16 protein-coding genes and 1 riboswitch are annotated in these 17,491 nt (G+C 36.4%); of the genes, 9 read left to right on the forward strand and 7 right to left on the reverse strand.

Annotated features, from left to right (window positions below; all coding sequences use genetic code 11):
• Positions 1 to 312: 312 nt before the first annotated feature.
• The 3 genes from ACQKN4_RS09585 to ACQKN4_RS09595 all read left to right on the forward strand — a co-directional run bounded on the left by ACQKN4_RS09585 (position 313) and on the right by ACQKN4_RS09595 (position 2,456).
• A complete protein-coding gene (locus tag ACQKN4_RS09585) occupies positions 313 to 702 on the forward strand; it encodes a hypothetical protein (protein ID WP_240518334.1) in 390 nt (129 codons plus the stop codon).
• Between the two features lie 214 nt (positions 703 to 916).
• Positions 917 to 1,435 carry a hypothetical protein gene (locus ACQKN4_RS09590; RefSeq protein ID WP_079562834.1) on the forward strand — a complete coding sequence of 173 codons (519 nt, stop codon included), beginning with the start codon at positions 917 to 919 and terminating at the stop codon, positions 1,433 to 1,435.
• A 319-nt stretch (positions 1,436 to 1,754) separates the two neighbouring features.
• Complete coding sequence (locus ACQKN4_RS09595; RefSeq protein WP_427483535.1) at positions 1,755 to 2,456, forward strand: hypothetical protein; 702 nt, start codon at positions 1,755 to 1,757, stop codon at positions 2,454 to 2,456.
• A gap of 133 nt (positions 2,457 to 2,589) precedes the next feature.
• On the opposite strand, the gene ACQKN4_RS09600 is transcribed toward ACQKN4_RS09595, so the two are convergent.
• Positions 2,590 to 3,879 (reverse strand): replication-associated recombination protein A, encoded by a 1,290-nt coding sequence (locus tag ACQKN4_RS09600; RefSeq protein WP_079562835.1) that lies wholly within the window; start codon positions 3,877 to 3,879, stop codon positions 2,590 to 2,592.
• Between the two features lie 256 nt (positions 3,880 to 4,135).
• Between ACQKN4_RS09600 and cymR the strand changes: the two genes are divergently transcribed.
• From cymR to ACQKN4_RS09620, 4 genes are all read left to right on the forward strand, one after another.
• Entirely contained in the window at positions 4,136 to 4,555 is a 420-nt protein-coding gene (gene cymR / locus ACQKN4_RS09605; RefSeq protein ID WP_053484768.1) for a cysteine metabolism transcriptional regulator CymR, read from the forward strand.
• An 82-nt stretch (positions 4,556 to 4,637) separates the two neighbouring features.
• Positions 4,638 to 5,786 (forward strand): cysteine desulfurase family protein, encoded by a 1,149-nt coding sequence (locus tag ACQKN4_RS09610; protein ID WP_079562836.1) that lies wholly within the window; start codon positions 4,638 to 4,640, stop codon positions 5,784 to 5,786.
• A 327-nt stretch (positions 5,787 to 6,113) separates the two neighbouring features.
• Positions 6,114 to 7,238: a tRNA 2-thiouridine(34) synthase MnmA gene (gene mnmA, locus ACQKN4_RS09615; RefSeq protein ID WP_427483536.1), complete on the forward strand. Its 1,125-nt coding sequence runs from the start codon at positions 6,114 to 6,116 to the stop codon at positions 7,236 to 7,238.
• Between the two features lie 83 nt (positions 7,239 to 7,321).
• Positions 7,322 to 7,981 (forward strand): tetratricopeptide repeat protein, encoded by a 660-nt coding sequence (locus ACQKN4_RS09620; RefSeq protein ID WP_427483537.1) that lies wholly within the window; start codon positions 7,322 to 7,324, stop codon positions 7,979 to 7,981.
• Positions 7,982 to 8,125: 144 nt separating this feature from the next.
• Here the strand turns inward: ACQKN4_RS09620 and ACQKN4_RS09625 are convergent, their stop codons facing one another.
• The 3 genes from ACQKN4_RS09625 to hisA form a co-directional block, all read right to left on the reverse strand.
• Positions 8,126 to 8,386, reverse strand: a complete 261-nt coding sequence (locus ACQKN4_RS09625) for a 3-isopropylmalate dehydrogenase (protein WP_427483538.1) — start codon at positions 8,384 to 8,386, stop codon at positions 8,126 to 8,128.
• Between the two features lie 186 nt (positions 8,387 to 8,572).
• On the reverse strand, positions 8,573 to 9,316 hold the full coding sequence (locus tag ACQKN4_RS09630) for a GTP pyrophosphokinase (protein WP_079562840.1): 744 nt from the start codon (positions 9,314 to 9,316) through the stop codon (positions 8,573 to 8,575).
• A gap of 255 nt (positions 9,317 to 9,571) precedes the next feature.
• Positions 9,572 to 10,339 carry a phosphoribosylformimino-5-aminoimidazole carboxamide ribotide isomerase gene (hisA, locus tag ACQKN4_RS09635; protein ID WP_427483539.1) on the reverse strand — a complete coding sequence of 256 codons (768 nt, stop codon included), beginning with the start codon at positions 10,337 to 10,339 and terminating at the stop codon, positions 9,572 to 9,574.
• Between the two features lie 438 nt (positions 10,340 to 10,777).
• Here hisA and recD2 point away from each other — a divergent pair, with 438 nt between their 5' ends.
• Positions 10,778 to 13,210, forward strand: a complete 2,433-nt coding sequence (recD2, locus tag ACQKN4_RS09640) for an SF1B family DNA helicase RecD2 (protein ID WP_079562841.1) — start codon at positions 10,778 to 10,780, stop codon at positions 13,208 to 13,210.
• 55 nt (positions 13,211 to 13,265) lie between these two features.
• Here the strand turns inward: recD2 and ACQKN4_RS09645 are convergent, their stop codons facing one another.
• Complete coding sequence (locus ACQKN4_RS09645) at positions 13,266 to 13,454, reverse strand: hypothetical protein (protein ID WP_079562842.1); 189 nt, start codon at positions 13,452 to 13,454, stop codon at positions 13,266 to 13,268.
• 343 nt (positions 13,455 to 13,797) lie between these two features.
• Here ACQKN4_RS09645 and hpaB point away from each other — a divergent pair, with 343 nt between their 5' ends.
• Positions 13,798 to 15,234 (forward strand): 4-hydroxyphenylacetate 3-monooxygenase, oxygenase component, encoded by a 1,437-nt coding sequence (hpaB, locus tag ACQKN4_RS09650; RefSeq protein ID WP_079562843.1) that lies wholly within the window; start codon positions 13,798 to 13,800, stop codon positions 15,232 to 15,234.
• Positions 15,235 to 15,323: 89 nt separating this feature from the next.
• Here hpaB and ACQKN4_RS09655 read toward each other — a convergent pair whose 3' ends face one another.
• Both ACQKN4_RS09655 and ACQKN4_RS09660 read right to left on the reverse strand, forming a co-directional pair.
• A complete protein-coding gene (locus ACQKN4_RS09655) occupies positions 15,324 to 16,097 on the reverse strand; it encodes a magnesium transporter (RefSeq protein WP_079562844.1) in 774 nt (257 codons plus the stop codon).
• A 19-nt stretch (positions 16,098 to 16,116) separates the two neighbouring features.
• Entirely contained in the window at positions 16,117 to 16,827 is a 711-nt protein-coding gene (locus ACQKN4_RS09660) for an MgtC/SapB family protein (RefSeq protein ID WP_427483611.1), read from the reverse strand.
• Positions 16,828 to 17,180: 353 nt separating this feature from the next.
• Positions 17,181 to 17,356, reverse strand: a riboswitch (M-box (ykoK) riboswitch).
• Positions 17,357 to 17,491: the final 135 nt, after the last annotated feature.

Consider the following 17,491-nt stretch of genomic DNA (forward strand, 5'->3'; position numbering starts at 1 on the left):
AAATGATCATCGGTAAAATTAACAATATATATCGATAAACTTAAAAAATTTCTCGATAAAAAATAAAAATGGTATCTTCTAGTAGAAGAACGAAAATCACCATCAGTTATGATGGCGGACCATTTTATGGAAGCAGCTGTCTTGTTGAAGACAGCTGCTTTTTATATGTTACAATAGGAACGTTGTAAAAAAAGAGGTCTAAGATATTTGTTAGGTAGTTAATGAGGGAGAGACGGTCGCCTGAACGGTAGGGCAGCTTCACATTATGACTCCTCCAATATTTGCTGTAGAACCTATAAAAGGAGGCATTTTATGATGGAGCAAATCTATCAAATGGAATATAGAGGCTTAAATCTATTCGATGAAATTAGCACAGTAGAATTAGCTATTGATGAAGAAGGGCAAACAATTCATATTTTTGATGTTGGACAGGTTGTTAGCCCTATTTTTAATTTTGATGTTTCGGCTTACGAGCTATCAGATGGCTTTTACAAAATGGCGGATATACTCCGACATAAACGTATATTGACAAATCAGCAACCGGATAATGAACTAACACTTAGTGAGTGGTTAATTACAAACACTGCCTATTTTTATATACCGCAAAAAAGAATAAAAAAATATGCGCAAGGAAGTATTAAAGAAATAATTGATCGAACGAAAGAGCAATCTTTATTTGATGATTATGTTCAAAGAACATAATTTTACCAGAATAGTTCGCCTAACGTGCTCAAAATGCTATTAATTCACGAAATTGTCTTATTTTTTTCATGTGACCACTTCTCTATTTAGTTTATTGCTATAATTTGAATAAATTCCAATAGATAATAGATCAGTTTGTTTGGAATGTACACGACTGCTTAGGGAAGTAGAAATGGCGTTTAGAAAACAAATGAGAACATCGGAGAGTGGTAAAATGGAGATTCAAGTAATTCGTGATCATTTAGATATTGTAAAACTTCAGCAGCAAATGAATGATATTGTATTTGACTATTTGGATACATCTAATAATTATTCAAAGGCTATGAGAGGACTAAATCCTTTATATACAAAGGTTACAACATATTATAAAGAGTATTTAGACAATAGGGCAGGAGAATTACCAAGTGCCAATACTTATTGGCATTTGTTTATAGATTGTTGTGCAAAGCTTTGCTACTTTTTAGCGGCATCAACTTATTATTCATCTAATGAGTTACAAAAAACACCTGAAAAAGTTGAGCAATTATTAACAATTGCAGCCTATTCTTTACCTAGCATTGACCAGGAGGAGAATGAACAATTATTATCAGCGATTTTCGCACTTTATAGTGAAGTCGTAAAAGATGAAGAGAAAACTGTATCACTGCGAAATGCAGTACTGGAACAAAAAGGTGCAGTCAAACAATGTATGCATCAATTTAAACTATTTGTTGAGCATGAATTTAAAGCATAATATAGGAGTGATTTATCATCACTTATAGAAAATAGAATAACTGTTTAGAATCTGCTTACTTTTTGCGGTTAATCCAGCAATCCTTATAGCACGCTACTTTGCGAGGGATGATTGGGTTTTCTGATTGTTAAAGTTTTGCAGATTTTTTTGTTGTACGAAAATTAAAAAAGGACTTTTTTCTTAAAAGGTATTTATAAATTCTTGTCGAAATATAGTAAAAAAATTGAAAATCTATGTGTAAGATTTTTCATCATTGTTTTGTTAAAAGAAGTGGCGGCACAATTATGCCGAGGCATAATTGATTGGGGGAGGCTGTTCAATGTTAATAAACGGTATCGAAATCGATTTAGCGAAATTAGAAAAACCACTCTTATTAGTAAGTGAGGATGAGGAATTATTATTTCTATGGCTTATACAACCAACACTTGAACATGAGCTTATTCAATGCGAATTAGCTCTCGCGACAAGAAAATCCATCTCATTAGTTAGAGATTTTTGGTTGGCATTGTATAAAGGTGGAGAAAAATTATATATCAACAGTGAACATGCGCTCCTATATCCAATTCGTTTAATCATATTCGAACTGGTGACACAAGCTGAATACTTTAAACATTTGTCGAAAAAATCTATTGGAGATGAAAGTTTGTCACTTATTTATGCTATTATCCTAGTACAATTTGTCTTACGGTGGATAAAGGAACGGTTTAGTAATAACAAGGAAGTGTATGAGACATTAAAATTATTATATAGAACTACAGATGAAAATGCGGAGGATCAACTCTCTCCGTCAAGGGAGCAATCGATCGGTCAAGCGATTGCTGTAAAAGCAATTCGCTTTGAAGTACGGGAGAACTCTCAGGAATTTGCTAGTCTACTTTATCAAACTTATAATTTTCTTCATTATTTACATGAGGAGCAGAAAGAGACGACTAAATTATCTGCAATTAGAAATATGGAAGAAATATTGAACCGATTTTACAATAACCGTTATACAACAAATAAGGAGACTTTTACAGGATGATTGCTTAGTACGCTTCCTGTTATTTTTGAAAGTAAGGAAAAAAATAAGGCACTTCTAGTTCAGATTGAAGTGCCCTACTTTCATGAAAAAATAGTATATTATGATTTTCAGTTAAGCTAATAAAGTAAAGATATTACTTTCCATCCTTATGAAAAGATCTAAGCTTTTCGTAGATTCCTGCCATTCGTTTTTCTTCACCTGCAATAACAGGTTTATAAAATTCTGTGCCCACTAGCGCATCAGGTAAATATTGCTGGTCAACCCAGCCACCAAATGTGCCAATAGGGCTGTTGTGGGGATATTGATAGCCTACATGACCTAAATCTTTTGCTCCCTCATAATGAGCATCGCGTAGATGATGCGGAATATCGCCAGTTTTTCCTTCATGAATGCTGGCAATGGCGGCATCGATGGCTGAAATTGCAGAATTGGATTTGGATGCAAGGCACATTTCAATAACAGCACTTGCAAGCGGGATACGTGCCTCGGGTAGCCCTAAACGCTCAGCCGCTTGAACAGCCGCAAGCATATGCGGTCCAACATCAGGATTGGCAAGTCCTATATCTTCATAAGCCATCACAAGTAAGCGTCGACTAACAGCTACTAAATCACCTATTTCCAATAAATGAGCTAAATAAAACAATGCTGCATTCGTATCACTTCCACGAACCGATTTTTGCAACGCAGATAGTAAATTATAAAAATGAGATCCCTTTTTATCACCATAAACACCAATTCTCCCGATAAGATGCTTAAGAATATGATCAGCAGCAATTGTTCGACCGTCGACTTCATCACTTGCATAATAAAGCGATTCAAGCAAGGTTAATGCCTTCCGAGCGTCACCATTAGCTGCTTCAGCAATTTGTTCAATTTGAGGATCTGTTAAGACAAAATGATGTTTACCTAGCCCGCGTTTCTCATCAGAAAGTGCATTTTTTATAAGTTCGATGATATTTTCTATCGTTAAACGTTGTAGTTGGTAGATTTCTCCGCAACGTGAGCGGATAGCGGGATTTACATCATGGTATGGATTTTCCGTCGTAGCTCCAATTAACACGATTGAGCCATTTTCCACATGTGGCAACAAAGCATCTTGCTGTAATTTATTAAAACGATGAATTTCATCTAAAAAAAGAAGGACTTTTCCTGAGATTCTAGCTTCTTGTACAATATCCTCGACATCCTTTTTACCAGCGCGAGTTGCATTAAGCGCGAAAAAGGGAAGGTTCGAGCTTCCTGCTATGGCATTCGCTATTGACGTTTTGCCGATACCTGGCTCACCAAATAGTAGCATGGATGGGACATGCTCATTTTGAATCATTTTATAAAGAGCGGTAGTAGGACCGATAAAATCTTGGTGTCCTACAATTTCATCAAGGGTTAAAGGACGCATGCGATAAGCGAGTGGTTCATTATGCATTGAAAATTCCCCCTTTCAACTGTTTTTATTGATTTTTAACTTATTTCAGCGGGTGTCACGCAATTATGCCGAGGCATAGTTGATTTGCTGAATGTTTTTTTGCTTAAAATAAAACGATAATAGTATTTTGCCTAACTATACTAAGGCGCAATTAATAGTATATCATAACCTCCTGAGAGTATTTCCGAGTTATACGAGAGGAGATTATGATATACTGTTTGTAGTATTTTTGACTAGACTATTTGAGGGTGATAAAATGAAAATTTCTACAAAAGGCCGTTATGGTCTAACGATCATGATTGAATTAGCAAAGCATTATGGAGAAGGACCTATTCCACTGCGAAAAATTGCTGCAGAAAAGGAGCTTTCTGAGGCATATTTAGAGCAATTAGTTTCACCATTACGTAATTCAGGCTTAGTGAAAAGTGTGCGCGGAGCATATGGTGGATATATGCTAGCAAATCCACCAAGTGAAATTTCTGCGGCTAATGTTATTAGTGTGTTAGAGGGTCCTATTCAACCAGTAGAAGGTATTGAAAATGAAGAAGCTCCTCAGCGAGAATTATGGCTTCGTATTCGTGATGCTGTGAAAAATGTATTAGATACAACGACAATTGAAGATTTAGCACAATATACTGAGGAAAATGTAGCGGAAGGCTATATGTTCTACATTTAAAATGTCTAGGCTAAAGCACATCTCCATGCTCAATGGCATGGAGATGAATCTTTAGCGCTTTTCGTACAAAGGAGTTTTCAACATGAATTCATATATTTATCTCGATCATGCTGCGTCTTCACCAATGAATGACAACGTAATAAACGCTATGACTACAGCAATGCAACAAGTTTATGGGAATGCATCAAGTATTCATGGGATAGGTCGAGAGGCGCGCAAATATTTAGATGATGCACGTGAAATACTTGCCAAATCTATTGGCGCTCAACCTGGGGAAATTATTATAACAAGTGGTGGAACAGAGGCGGATAATACAGCTATTTTTGGCACTGTTTATGCACAGGCTTCTGAAGGGAAGCACATCATTACTACTCAAATTGAACATCACGCGGTGTTACATACTTGTGAAAAACTTGAGCGAGATGGCTTTGATGTGACATATTTACCAGTAGATGAAAATGGACGTGTTTCTGTAGAAGACGTGCGAAATGCATTGCGTGAGGATACAATTTTAGTAACGATTATGTACGGTAATAATGAAGTCGGTACAATTCAACCAATTGCCGAAATTGGTAATTTGCTACGCGAGCATAAGGCTGTTTTCCATACAGATGCTGTTCAAGCATATGGTTTAGAGTCAATTAATGTTGCTGATTTACATGTTGATTTACTAAGTGTTTCCGCACATAAAATTAATGGGCCTAAAGGTATTGGTTTCCTATACCAAAAAGCCGGAATACCATTCACTAGCTATGCATTAGGTGGCGCACATGAGAAAAAACGTCGTGCAGGTACTGAAAATGTGCCCGCAGTGATTGGCTTTGCAACTGCAGTGCAAATTGCAAATGAGTTGCGAGAAGAGAAGCGTGCGCTATACAATCGCTTTAAGCAAATTATGCTGGATGTTTTCACGAAGGAAAATCTAGCATTTCATGTGAATGGAGAGTTAGAAAATACGCTCCCACACGTTTTAAATGTAAGTTTTTCTGGTATGGAAGTAGAGTCATTCCTTGTAAATCTTGATATGGCAGGTATTTGCGTATCTAGTGGTTCTGCATGCACTGCTGGCTCCATTGATCCATCACACGTATTAGTTGCGATGTTTGGTCAAGATACAGAGGAATTACGTAACTCGATTCGTTTTAGCTTCGGACAAGGTTTAACAGAAGCTGATGCACAACATGCGGCAGAAAAAACAGCAGAGATTGTGAAAAGACTCGCGAAAAAGTAGTTTGCTGAAAAATTCAGGCGTGTTGATTAGGAAAAAACAGGCTTATTATTGAGCGATAAAATCTTTGTTAATATTTTGCTAATGTATACCCATTTTAACTGATTGTAGCGGAGGAAGCGGCTCGACGCTCGCCCGCAGGAAGCTTTGCTCTGTGCGAAAGCGAAGCGTCAGCGACAAATGTTTTCTGTAAAGCGGCAGCTACAAAGTGAGTAGCCCGTAGCGGAAATCAGAGCCTTCTAATTAATTGGGGTGGATAAAAATGGTAAATTAACACGCTTGAAAAATTATATATTTAATAGAAATTGAATAAAAGAAAAGGTGACCATAATGAAAGAAACACGTGACCCCTCACAAATTCGTGTTGTTGTCGGCATGTCGGGTGGGGTAGATTCTTCGGTTGCTGCATATTTACTGAAACAACAAGGATATGAAGTAATCGGGATATTTATGAAAAACTGGGATGATACAGACGAAAATGGCGTTTGTACAGCTACAGAAGACTATGATGATGTTATTAAAGTATGTAATCAAATCGGTATTCCTTACTATGCTGTGAATTTTGAAAAGCAATATTGGGATAAGGTTTTCACTTACTTTTTAGAAGAATATAAAGCAGGACGTACACCAAATCCTGATGTTATGTGTAATAAGGAAATTAAATTTAAAGCGTTTTTAGAGCACGCGATGGATCTTGGAGCTGATTATTTAGCGACAGGTCACTATGCTCGAGTTGATCGAAGTGGTGATGGCGAAGTAAAAATGCTTCGTGGTATTGATAATAATAAAGATCAAACGTATTTCTTAAACCAATTATCACAGGAACAATTGTCGCATGTAATGTTCCCAATTGGACATATTGAGAAAAAGGAAGTCCGTAGAATTGCGGAGGAAGCTGGGTTAGCTACAGCGAAGAAAAAAGATTCAACAGGAATTTGCTTTATTGGAGAGCGTAATTTCAAAGAATTCTTAAGTCAATATTTACCAGCTCAACCTGGTAAAATGGAAACGATGGATGGTGTCGTAATGGGCCAGCATGATGGATTAATGTACTATACGCTTGGTCAACGTCATGGTCTTGGAATTGGTGGTGACGGTGAACCTTGGTTCGTGTTAGGAAAAGATTTGGAGCGCAATGTGCTGCTAGTTGGACAAGGTTTTAATAATGATTCATTATTTTCTACGTCACTGACTGCTGTGAAAATGAGCTATGCTTCGACAATAAAATTGCCCGGGAAATTTTCATGCACAGCAAAATTCCGTTATCGTCAAACAGATACACCAGTAGAAGTGGAAATTTTAGAAGATGGACGTACACATATTACGTTTGCTGAGCCGGTACGTGCGATTACACCTGGACAAGCTGTAGTACTATATGACGGTGAAGAATGTTTAGGTGGCGGTACAATCGACGAAGTCTTTAAAAATAACAAAAAACTAACATATGTAGGTTAATTAGCGAAAAGACTGCTTATACTACTTTTCTGAAGCGTATAGAATTAAAGCAGTCTTTCGCTACATAGAGGTGAAGAAAAACAATGAATTTTAACGAGCAGGGCATTCAAGCCTTTCAAGAAAAGCGCTACGAGGATGCTGCACAACTTTTTACACAAGCAATTGAAGCAGAGCCAGGAAACCCAATTGGTTATGTGAATTTTGGAAATCTCTTAGCGGTCTTAGAGGATACTGAACGTGCAGAACGTTTCTTTCAAAAAGCAATCACTGTTGATGAAACGGCAGCAACTGCTTACTATGGCTTAGCAAATTTATATTATAACGCTGAACGATATGCGGAGGCAGTAAAGCTTTATGAACAAGCGCTAAAGCATAAAATTGAAGGCGCAGATGTGTATTATATGATGGGCAAATGCTTTGAGCGAATGGAAAATCCGAAGCTTGCTCTGCCATATTTACAACGAGCTTCAGAACTTGCACCAGAAGACACACAGATTCGTCTAGCATATGCAATCGTGCTATGTGCGCTAGAAATGTTCGTAGAAGGTAAAAAAGAATTAGATTATCTGATCGAACAGGATTGGAATAACGCAGATGCACATTACAATTTGGGTGTGCTATATGCGGTATCTACTGAGCAAACAAAAGATGCTATGTACCACCTAAAACAAGCCTTTACGTTACAGCCCGAATACGACCAAGCACTTTATCTTTATGATATGATTGCACAACGATTTAATTAAAAAAAGTTTTTAAAACATGAAAAGGATGCCGAAAATACATTGGCATCCTTTTGTGTTGCTGAACAATGAGATAAAGCTGTCATATTATTAAAAGGCTGTTAGCCACTAACGCCTCTGAACGTATAAGTACTTTACTTCACAAATTTACCCTTTTAATTTCTTTACTACTGTTATTAAAATTGCAATTACTAATACGATCACGCCATTAATCATCAGAAAGTACCCTATTTGTAAACCATAAAACATTGCAAAGGGATCATTAATAATAGCTATTGCTAATAAACTTCCTGCGCCACCAAACGCTATAGCTAAACCTAATATAGTTAAGGCGGCAGAATATACACTTTTCTTCTTTAAAAACACAAAGAATCCTATTATGTTGGCGATAATTGTAAGTATAAACATAAGTATTGTGAAGAAATCCATTGTTTCACGCCCTTTAATTATTCGTACTTTTGTTAATTCCTATTTAAATTGTACAATAATTACAATTTTTTATAAGTAGCTACTTTTGAATCAACAAAGTTTCATTTAATTGTCTTGTAGACAAACTGAAAGGATGCCAATATTATTTCGGCATCCTTGTTGATTTTAGTCTTTATTGTCCTTTGAAGGATAATCAAATGGTAGTTGATAAATATATTGTGCTAAATGTGCAATTGGAGCAGCATCTAATAATGAAGGTTCTGCTTCGTTCTCTTTTAAAATATTAATTTCTCTATTCAGTCGTTCCATCTTTCGATCCAGCTCAGCTACTTGAATAGCAGCTTCCTTCAATTCAAAACGGATATGTTCAGGTACTTCCTTGTTGTATTTGTAATAGATTTTATGTTCAAGGCTAGCCCAGAAGTCCATTGCAATGGTACGAATTTGAATTTCGGCATATACCTTCTCCATACGATCAGACATAAATATGGGGATTTTTATTATCAGATGCAAGCTTTGATAACCATTCCCCTTTGGCGATGCAATATAATCTTTTACCTCTACAACTTCAATATCATTTTGTGCCTGTATCATCGCACTCACTTTATAAATATCTTCTACAAAGGAGCATGTAATTCTGATACCTGCAATATCACGAATGTTATCACGAATCGTTTCAATAGATGGCTCAAGGTTATTTTTCTTCATTTTTAATAAGATACTTTTGGGTGATTTTACTCGAGTTGATAAATGCTCAATCGGATTATATTCATGAATTAGCTGAAATTCTTCTTGTAAAATATTTAATTTCGTTTCTATTTCCTGCAAGGCGAATTTATAGACTAAAAAGAAGCGTGTTAATTCTGTTTGTAAAGTTTTTAGAGTAGTTGCTTCAAGTTCATTTTTCATGTTTCATAAAATCCTTTCTTTTAATAATGTGCGCTAACGAAGTAATAATATTATTTAACATTATCAATAATAGCTTATCAAAAATAGCTACTAAATAGAAATAAGTACTCTGAATCTATGTATAGTATTCCTATTTCATAAATTTACATTGTAAAATTAAAAAAAAAGGGGATGTTTAGTCCCCTTAGTTTAACGATAATTTAAATATTTAAAGATTTTGAAAACTTTAGTATCATTTGTTCATCATCAAGCTGATCATAATACCCCGTCTTTTTTGCAATAATCCACCACGTCTGAATAAGGTAAATTTCCACCAAAAATTGAAAGAGCGCTACCTATCGTAACGTGAAGCTTACCATTTGAAATATTTTTAAATCGCTTTAAGTCGTCTAAAGATCGAACGCCACCAGCATATGTTGTTGGAATCGTTGTCCAAGTAGCTAAATCATGCACTAAACTTTCCTGCATACCGCCTTTTTTTCCTTCCACATCAACAGCGTGAATAAGTAGTTCATCACAGAAATTTTCGATAAATGCTATAGACTCAGCATTTACTTCAAAATCACTAAACTTTGTCCATTTATCAGTAACAACAAACCATTTTTCATCGCGCATACGGCAGCTTAAGTCGATAACAAGATGTTTTTTACCAATATTTCGTACTAATTGCTTGAGTCGATCTAAATGGAGCTTACCATCATTGAATATAAATGATGTGACAATAACATGAGTAGCGCCTGCATCGATAAACTTTTTTGCATTTTCTGTCGTGATGCCGCCGCCAACCTGCAATCCTTGAGGATATGCTGCTAATGCTGCGAATGCGGCCTCTTCGTTTCCATCACCTAACATGATGACATGACCACCTGTTAATTGATCCTTGGCAAACATTTTTGCATAATAACTAGAGTCATGATTTGAAATAAAGTTCTCGATAACTTCTTGATCTTTATGACCTAGTGTGCTGCCAACAATTTGTTTTACTTTGCCATCGTGTAAATCGATGCAAGGTCTAAATTCCATTAGCTTCACAATCCTTCCGTACAATAAGTTCACCTATATAATAGCATGGAAAGGTTGATAATAACTGTGAATTGTCAGTTATCGAAATATTCTTTAAGTAAGTGTTTTTGTAGCGAACGAAAATGGTCCACTAACAGAAGTATCCCGTTGTATCCAGACATTCGATAAATAGAGGAACTTAGGATAGAACTTCACATCCAGTAAAAATGCCATGTCCTTTGCCATTACCGAAATGACCGCATTGTGTCTGCCCTCATGCAAATCAACACAAAGTCACTTCCAGGCGCATTGCTTATCTGTGCGAAAGCAAAGCGACAGCAACAATTGTATCGAGGCATACGTGATTAAAATTTAGTGAATTCTCTTTTTAAACGATTTTTCAAGTTACGGTGTGGTAAAATATAATGATTGAAATGAACGGGAAAGGACGAACCGAAAATGGCAGATAATCTTGATTTATTTGAACTAAATAAATTTTTTATACTCGGACGTCCAATCGTCTCTATTTTCCATAATGCACAAAATATGTACTCGATAGTTCGTGTGAAAATTCAAGAGACCAACTTACAGTATGAAGATAAGGAAATAATTGTTGTTGGATATTTTCCTCCTTTACAAATGGATGAACAATATCGTTTTACAGGATTATTGAAGCAACATCCAAAATATGGTGTTCAATTTCAAATTGAGACGTTTACAAAGGAAGTGCCAGCAACAGAGCAAGGAATTATTCATTACTTATCGAGTGATTTGTTTGTTGGAATCGGAAGAAAAACTGCTGAAACAATCGTAGAGAAGCTAGGCGCAAATGCGTTACGTCTTATTTTAGAGGATCCAAATGCGCTTGATGCTGTACCTCGTTTATCTGCTGAAAAAAAAGAGGTTATTCATCGGACGATTGAACAAAATCTAGGCTTAGAACGAGTGATGATTCAACTTAATGAATGGGGTTTCGGACCACAGCTCGGCATGAAAATTTACCAAACGTATCGGACAGAGGCAATCGAATTATTAACTGAAAATCCATATCGCTTAATTGAAGATGTAGAAGGTGTAGGTTTCTTTCGTGCCGATGAACTAGGTTCTAAATTGGGTATTACCGGCAATCATCCAGACCGTATTAAGGCGGCGATTCTACATACTCTCAATACTGCAGCATTATCGGATGGGCATGTGTATTTAGATGCTGAAAATGTTTTACCACTTGTAAAAGATATGCTTGAGCAGAGCCAACGAGAGGAAATTCCCTTTGAGACTATTTCTAAAGCTTGCATCGAATTGCGTGAGGAAAGTAAAATCTGTGGGGAAGAAACGAGACTCTATTTGCCATCCCTATATTTCTCGGAAGTAGGAATTGCATCAAAAATAGTAGCTTTAATCGAACGTAACAAGAAGGCTGAACATTTTAGTAAGGACGAAATACGCAAAGCAATTGGTGAAACAGAAGAGCTGCTCAATGTTACATATGCTGAGACACAAGCGAATGCTATACAACAAGCGCTAAACTCAGCCGTTATGATTTTAACTGGTGGACCAGGTACAGGTAAAACAACTGTTGTTCGGGGAGTAGTAGAAGTGTATGCAAAGCTACACGGACTATCATTAAACCCGAAGGAATATGCACAAAAAGAAGAGCCTTTTCCGATTATTTTATGTGCTCCAACAGGACGTGCAGCCAAGCGTTTGTCGGAATCGACAGAGCTTCCCGCAATGACGATTCATCGATTGCTAGGCTTTACTGGTCAGGAAAAAGAGGAAGAAACTGAGCGTGAGGTTACAGGGAAACTCATTATTGTAGACGAAATGTCGATGGTCGATACTTGGCTCGCGCATCAATTATTAAAATCCTTGCATGAGGATGTACAAGTTGTATTTGTTGGCGATCAAGATCAGCTTCCGCCAGTAGGACCAGGACAGGTGTTAAAGGATTTGTTGACTTCCGGTCAAATACCTACTGTCGAATTAACAGATGTTTATCGACAGGCCGAGGGCTCGACTATTATTGAACTTGCTCACCAAATTAAACGAGGAAATATTACAAATGACCTAACGTTAAAAACGTCCGATCGTTCATTTATTAAAGCCGCATCAGATCAAGTAGCAAGCGTTGTCACTCAAGTTGTGAAAAGTGCAGTTGCGAAAGGGCAAGAAATCCGAAATATCCAAGTGCTGGCACCAATGTACAAAGGTCCAGCAGGAATAGATAATTTAAATAGAATGATTCAGGAGCTTATTAATCCAAACGAAACGGGTACTAGAAAAGAGCTTGTCTTTGGGGATGTCACATATCGAATAAAGGATAAAGTCTTACAGCTTGTCAATCAACCCGAAAGTAATGTTTTTAATGGTGATATGGGTGAGGTAATTAGTATTATCAAGGCCAAGGAAACAATTGAGAAACAAGATTTGCTTGTTGTATCATTCGACGGTATTGAAGTAACTTATCAACGTAGTGACCTCAATCAATTGACACTTGCCTACTGTTGTTCTATTCATAAATCGCAAGGCTCTGAGTTCCAAACGGTTATTATGCCGGTTGTACGAGGGTATTCTAAAATGCTGCGTCGTAATTTGCTATATACAGGTATTACGCGTGCGAAAAATTTCTTAATTTTATGTGGTGAGCCTGATGTGCTAGCAGATGGCTTACAGCGTACAGATGATTTGCAGCGATTTACGTCTCTACGTGCAAGGCTCAATCCAATGGATATTGTAGAGGAAATTGAAGAAGTAGAAACGAATCCAGTAAACGAAGATTTACAAAATGAAAAACAAGCCATTGATTTTAAGCTAACTGTAGAAACAGAATCATATATCCATCCATTAATTGGCATGGATGGTATCTCGCCATATGATTTCTTAGATGAGTAAAATACAAAACCCGGTCAATTCTGAATTGATCGGGTTTTGTTGTACGATTTTTTAATTAGTGAATACCAACTAAGTGATGTTTTACTACTTCATATGCTTGGCACACATTTTTAAATTGATCTTTTTCTTTGGCAATCAAATCTGAAGCAATAGAAAATAAAAGATTCTCTTCATTATGATCCTCCATTTTGTTCATTAAAGCAGCTTCCATTTGAGCTACGTACGAGAGGATTTGTTTATTCATATATATTCTCCTTTTATTAAAAAGATGTTTTCGTTTTGGTTTCGAAGCTATCTTACACCTGCATAAATAAAAAATCTAGCAATTCTGTACTAGTCAAAGTAGACTTTTTTGTGAATGTGTCGCAAAAATGAACTTGTTTAAAAAGTGCTGATTGAAACCGTTTTTCTCTAAAGTAACTGAAAAATCATGCAATGAAGGCGGATTTTCAACTGTATTTATAAAGTGGTACAGTTTATAAAATTCAAGGTCTGATATAATACAGTTTGCTGAGGCGTAACCTAAATTAGGAAGTTTCATATACTAAATAAGTATAAAAACATTTGTGACGTTTAGGGGTGACTGCATGCCAGTAATTACAGGACAGCAATATATTGACCGTATTGACGCTTTACAAACCTACATTTCGATTGATGGGAAAGTTGTCACAGGGAAAGTGTCGGAGCATCCAGCATTTAAGGGAGTTATGAAGAGTCAGGCAAGGCTTTTTGATTTACAACATGAAGATGCATTGTTCGAGGAGATGACATATGTTTCGCCAACGAGTAATAACCGTGTAGGTATGTCTTTTCTTCAGGCGGTGGCAGTCGAGGATCTTGTGAGAAGACGCAATGCTGTACGACAATGGGCATTATCCAATAATGGCCTTATGGGTAGAAGTCCGGATTACATGAATACAACATTAATGGCTTTAGCATCGGCTGCGGAGTATTTAAAAGATAAGCCAAATTGTTTTCCTCAACATTTATTAAATTTTTATGAGTATGCCCGTGAGAACGATTTAACAATGACGCATACATTCATCGAACCACAAGTAAATCGCCGGAAATTTTATTTTGAAGATGAAGATGTTATTATTGCTGCTAAAATTGTGGAAAAAACGACCGAGGGGTTAGTAATTAAAGGTGCGAGATTACTAGCGACACAGGGAGGAATTACAGATGAACTCCTTGTTATATCAACAAATGGTTATGATGAAGGTAAAGGCTTTGCTTTCTCAATACCAAGTAATACAAAAGGATTAAAGTTTTTATGTAGGCAATCATTTGTCGGCGGGGAATCGGCTTTTGATTATCCATTAAGTAGTCGTTACGAGGAAATGGATGCAATCGTTGTATTTGATAATGTTGTAGTACCGTGGGAACGCGTCTTTTATTATGAGAATATGGAAGTTGCCAATAATTTTTTGAACGTAAGTGGTTTTCAAACATATGGTTTACATCAAGTTCTTACACGTCAAATTGCCAAAACAGAATTTGTCTTAGGTGTTGCACAGTCAATTGTAAATACGATAAATATCGGCGAATACCAACATGTACAGCAAAAGGTTGTTGATATTATCGTGGCATTAGAAACGATGAAGGCTTTACTGTTAAAGTCTGAAATAGAAGCAAAAATAGATGCTTTTGGTTTTCTAAGACCTGACCATGCGACAGTACAAGTAGCTATTCAGATTTTTCCTAAAGTGTATCCGACCTTTACAGAAATTATCCAGTTACTTGGCGCAAGTGGATTAATGTCCATTCCAAGTGAAAAAGCATTTGCAACGGATGACGGCGATCTTGAGCATTATTTGCAGTCTTTTCAAGATGGTGGAGAGGAGCGCGTCAAAAAATTCCGCTTAGCTTGGGATTTAACGATGAGTAGCTTTGGTACACGACAAACACTGTATGAGCGCTTTTTCTTTGGAGACCCTGTCCGTTTAGCTAGCGCGCTTTATAATTCTTACAATAGGGAAGAATTAGTGGATAGAGTCGAAAACTTTTTAAAAAATAATAATTAATTTCGAGGAAGTAACTGTTTAAAAACTAATTTAAACAGTTACTTCTCTTTTATATGAATGGCTGTAAAAAATATATACTATCAATATTTTTATAGATAAGTTAGCACATCATCAAACGTAACGATTCCAAGTAGTTCAAAGTTTTCTGTTACAACGGGGACTGCTAAAAGACCATATTTGCGTATGATTTGGAAGACCTCAGCTTGGCTTGTATTGGCAGTCACTGAAATGATTCCAGAGTTCATAATTTCAGCCATTCGACTCTCTGGTGGAGAAATAATAAGATCTCGTAATGATACGACTCCAAGCAATTGATTATTGAAATCTGTAACATATAAGTAATTAAAAGTTTCTGCATCTGCCTCATTATGCTTTAGGCGGTCAAACACATCAATTACTAAATCATCTTTTGCCATTATTACTACATCTTTTGTCATTAAGGCTCCCGCTGACCCTTTTTCGTATTGAAGTAATTGTTTAATATCATCAGCCTCATCTTTTTCCATTTGTTCTAAATAATAATCAGCTTCTTTATATGATAGTAGTCCCAAAAAATCGGTAGCGTCATCTGAAGGTAATTCATTTAACATCTCCACTGCAAATGGCCGATCAAGCTCCAAAATACATTTTTTCTGCATGGACGGTTCTAGCTCGCTAAAAATATCGCCAAATTCACTAGGAGTTAAAAAAGAATAAATTGTAATGCGTCTTTCCTCGCTGAGTTCTATAAAAAATGTTGCCTGATCCATCGGATGTAAATCTAGGAAGTCCTTTCGGAAGGAATCTTTTTTTTCAGACTTTAAAGATTGCAACATGTAGTATGTGTACTCTTCTTTATACTTGTATTGGTTTAATCTAATCATTTTTTGACACGCCTTTCTATTACAAATTCTCAATTTCAACACTTAGAACGTGATCAATTTTTTTAACATAATAATATATTTCCGTAGTATACTGATCTTCCGGTACAGAAAGAACTAAATCAATTAATTGGTGGCCGTTATCAAGATCTTTGAGCTTGAAATGCCGAATTTTATATTCATCTTTTTTTGATTGTTCGTTTTGCCCTTTATACTTAATCATTTTAATTAATTCGGTCATACGATAATTCGATTCCACGATAATTTTTAATGAAATTTCCTGACGGTTAAGTGTTGATAGGCCTAATGTTTTAATGAGAAGGGGCACAATATTGACTGCACCCATCAAGAGGATGACAGCACAACTTGCTTCTAGATAAAACCCCGCTCCAATCGTAATTCCAAGCGCAGAAGCGGACCAGATTAGTGCAGCGGAAGTAAGGCCAGAAATAACCTCGTTACTTCTTCGCAAAATAACGCCAGCCCCAATGAAACCAACTCCACTTACAATCTGCGCAGCAAGTCGCATTGGATCCATATTCGGATGATTTGCACCTCCAAATTTACCGAATGCTTCTATAGAAACAATTGTTAATAAACAGCTAGCAATAGAGATGACCATACTAGGTCTTATGCCAAGTTGTTTTTGTTTAATCTGTCTGTCAATCCCAATCAGTAATCCGAATAGCAAAGCTAAGATTAGCTTGATTATCATTTCTACTGTCATTGTCATTGTCATCGTTAATCACCTCTTCATTTCTTTGTTTAGAATGCCCTTTAAAACAAAAAAAGCTCCCGTAAAAAAAGGGAGCTTTTTGCTTAGAATGTATCTTGTTCGACGTACACATCAAATAAACCTATCTTGATATTTCCAATTTGCAAAAAAAACAGAATTGGATGATTGAAGAGAGGGACATATGTGGACTGAACGTTAAAACGCTGCCTTTTGCCATATTCGAATTATTTAAATCTATGAAATGCCATATCGAATAATTGTCCATCACATGTTTCCCCCTTTTTAGTCAAATAAAATAAAAACCCCTCTATCGATTCAAAGAGGGGGTGAAGAGCGCACAAAAAAGCACGTCCGATTCCCCTTGATCGAGTTTTAGCACTATACACCGTAAAGAAATGAAATTCATTTCTTAGCCACCTTATGAAAAGCCTTAATTCGGCAATTCCTGTTCTACCCATGGGCATCTTTCGATATTTCTGGGCAGTGGCCTATGTTTGCATAGGAGCCTCACCTAACGAGGACTTATTGTTTTCAGCATTGTACTCCGAATAATTTTAATTGTCAACAACTGTTCCAAAAACAAAAATCTTAAAATGGTATCAAGGAAATAGTGTATTTTTGGCTCATCATCATATAAGGGAGTTCTGTTGTTTATGCATTT

This window comes from Lysinibacillus sp. NPDC093692, from assembly GCF_050280125.1.
GTDB lineage: Bacteria > Bacillota > Bacilli > Bacillales_A > Planococcaceae > Lysinibacillus.

Excerpts from the sequence above, each read along its gene's own strand:
- ACQKN4_RS09585 (WP_240518334.1), top strand. The coding sequence starts at position 313 with ATGATGGAGCAAATCTATCAAATGGAATATAGAGGCTTAAATCTATTC.
- ACQKN4_RS09590 (WP_079562834.1), top strand. The coding sequence starts at position 917 with ATGGAGATTCAAGTAATTCGTGATCATTTAGATATTGTAAAACTTCAG.
- ACQKN4_RS09595 (WP_427483535.1), top strand. The coding sequence starts at position 1,755 with ATGTTAATAAACGGTATCGAAATCGATTTAGCGAAATTAGAAAAACCA.
- ACQKN4_RS09600 (WP_079562835.1), bottom strand. The coding sequence starts at position 3,879 with ATGCATAATGAACCACTCGCTTATCGCATGCGTCCTTTAACCCTTGAT.
- cymR (WP_053484768.1), top strand. The coding sequence starts at position 4,136 with ATGAAAATTTCTACAAAAGGCCGTTATGGTCTAACGATCATGATTGAA.
- ACQKN4_RS09610 (WP_079562836.1), top strand. The coding sequence starts at position 4,638 with ATGAATTCATATATTTATCTCGATCATGCTGCGTCTTCACCAATGAAT.
- mnmA (WP_427483536.1), top strand. The coding sequence starts at position 6,114 with ATGAAAGAAACACGTGACCCCTCACAAATTCGTGTTGTTGTCGGCATG.
- ACQKN4_RS09620 (WP_427483537.1), top strand. The coding sequence starts at position 7,322 with ATGAATTTTAACGAGCAGGGCATTCAAGCCTTTCAAGAAAAGCGCTAC.
- ACQKN4_RS09625 (WP_427483538.1), bottom strand. The coding sequence starts at position 8,386 with ATGTTTATACTTACAATTATCGCCAACATAATAGGATTCTTTGTGTTT.
- ACQKN4_RS09630 (WP_079562840.1), bottom strand. The coding sequence starts at position 9,316 with ATGAAAAATGAACTTGAAGCAACTACTCTAAAAACTTTACAAACAGAA.
- hisA (WP_427483539.1), bottom strand. The coding sequence starts at position 10,339 with ATGGAATTTAGACCTTGCATCGATTTACACGATGGCAAAGTAAAACAA.
- recD2 (WP_079562841.1), top strand. The coding sequence starts at position 10,778 with ATGGCAGATAATCTTGATTTATTTGAACTAAATAAATTTTTTATACTC.
- ACQKN4_RS09645 (WP_079562842.1), bottom strand. The coding sequence starts at position 13,454 with ATGAATAAACAAATCCTCTCGTACGTAGCTCAAATGGAAGCTGCTTTA.
- hpaB (WP_079562843.1), top strand. The coding sequence starts at position 13,798 with ATGCCAGTAATTACAGGACAGCAATATATTGACCGTATTGACGCTTTA.
- ACQKN4_RS09655 (WP_079562844.1), bottom strand. The coding sequence starts at position 16,097 with ATGATTAGATTAAACCAATACAAGTATAAAGAAGAGTACACATACTAC.
- ACQKN4_RS09660 (WP_427483611.1), bottom strand. The coding sequence starts at position 16,827 with ATGACAATGACAGTAGAAATGATAATCAAGCTAATCTTAGCTTTGCTA.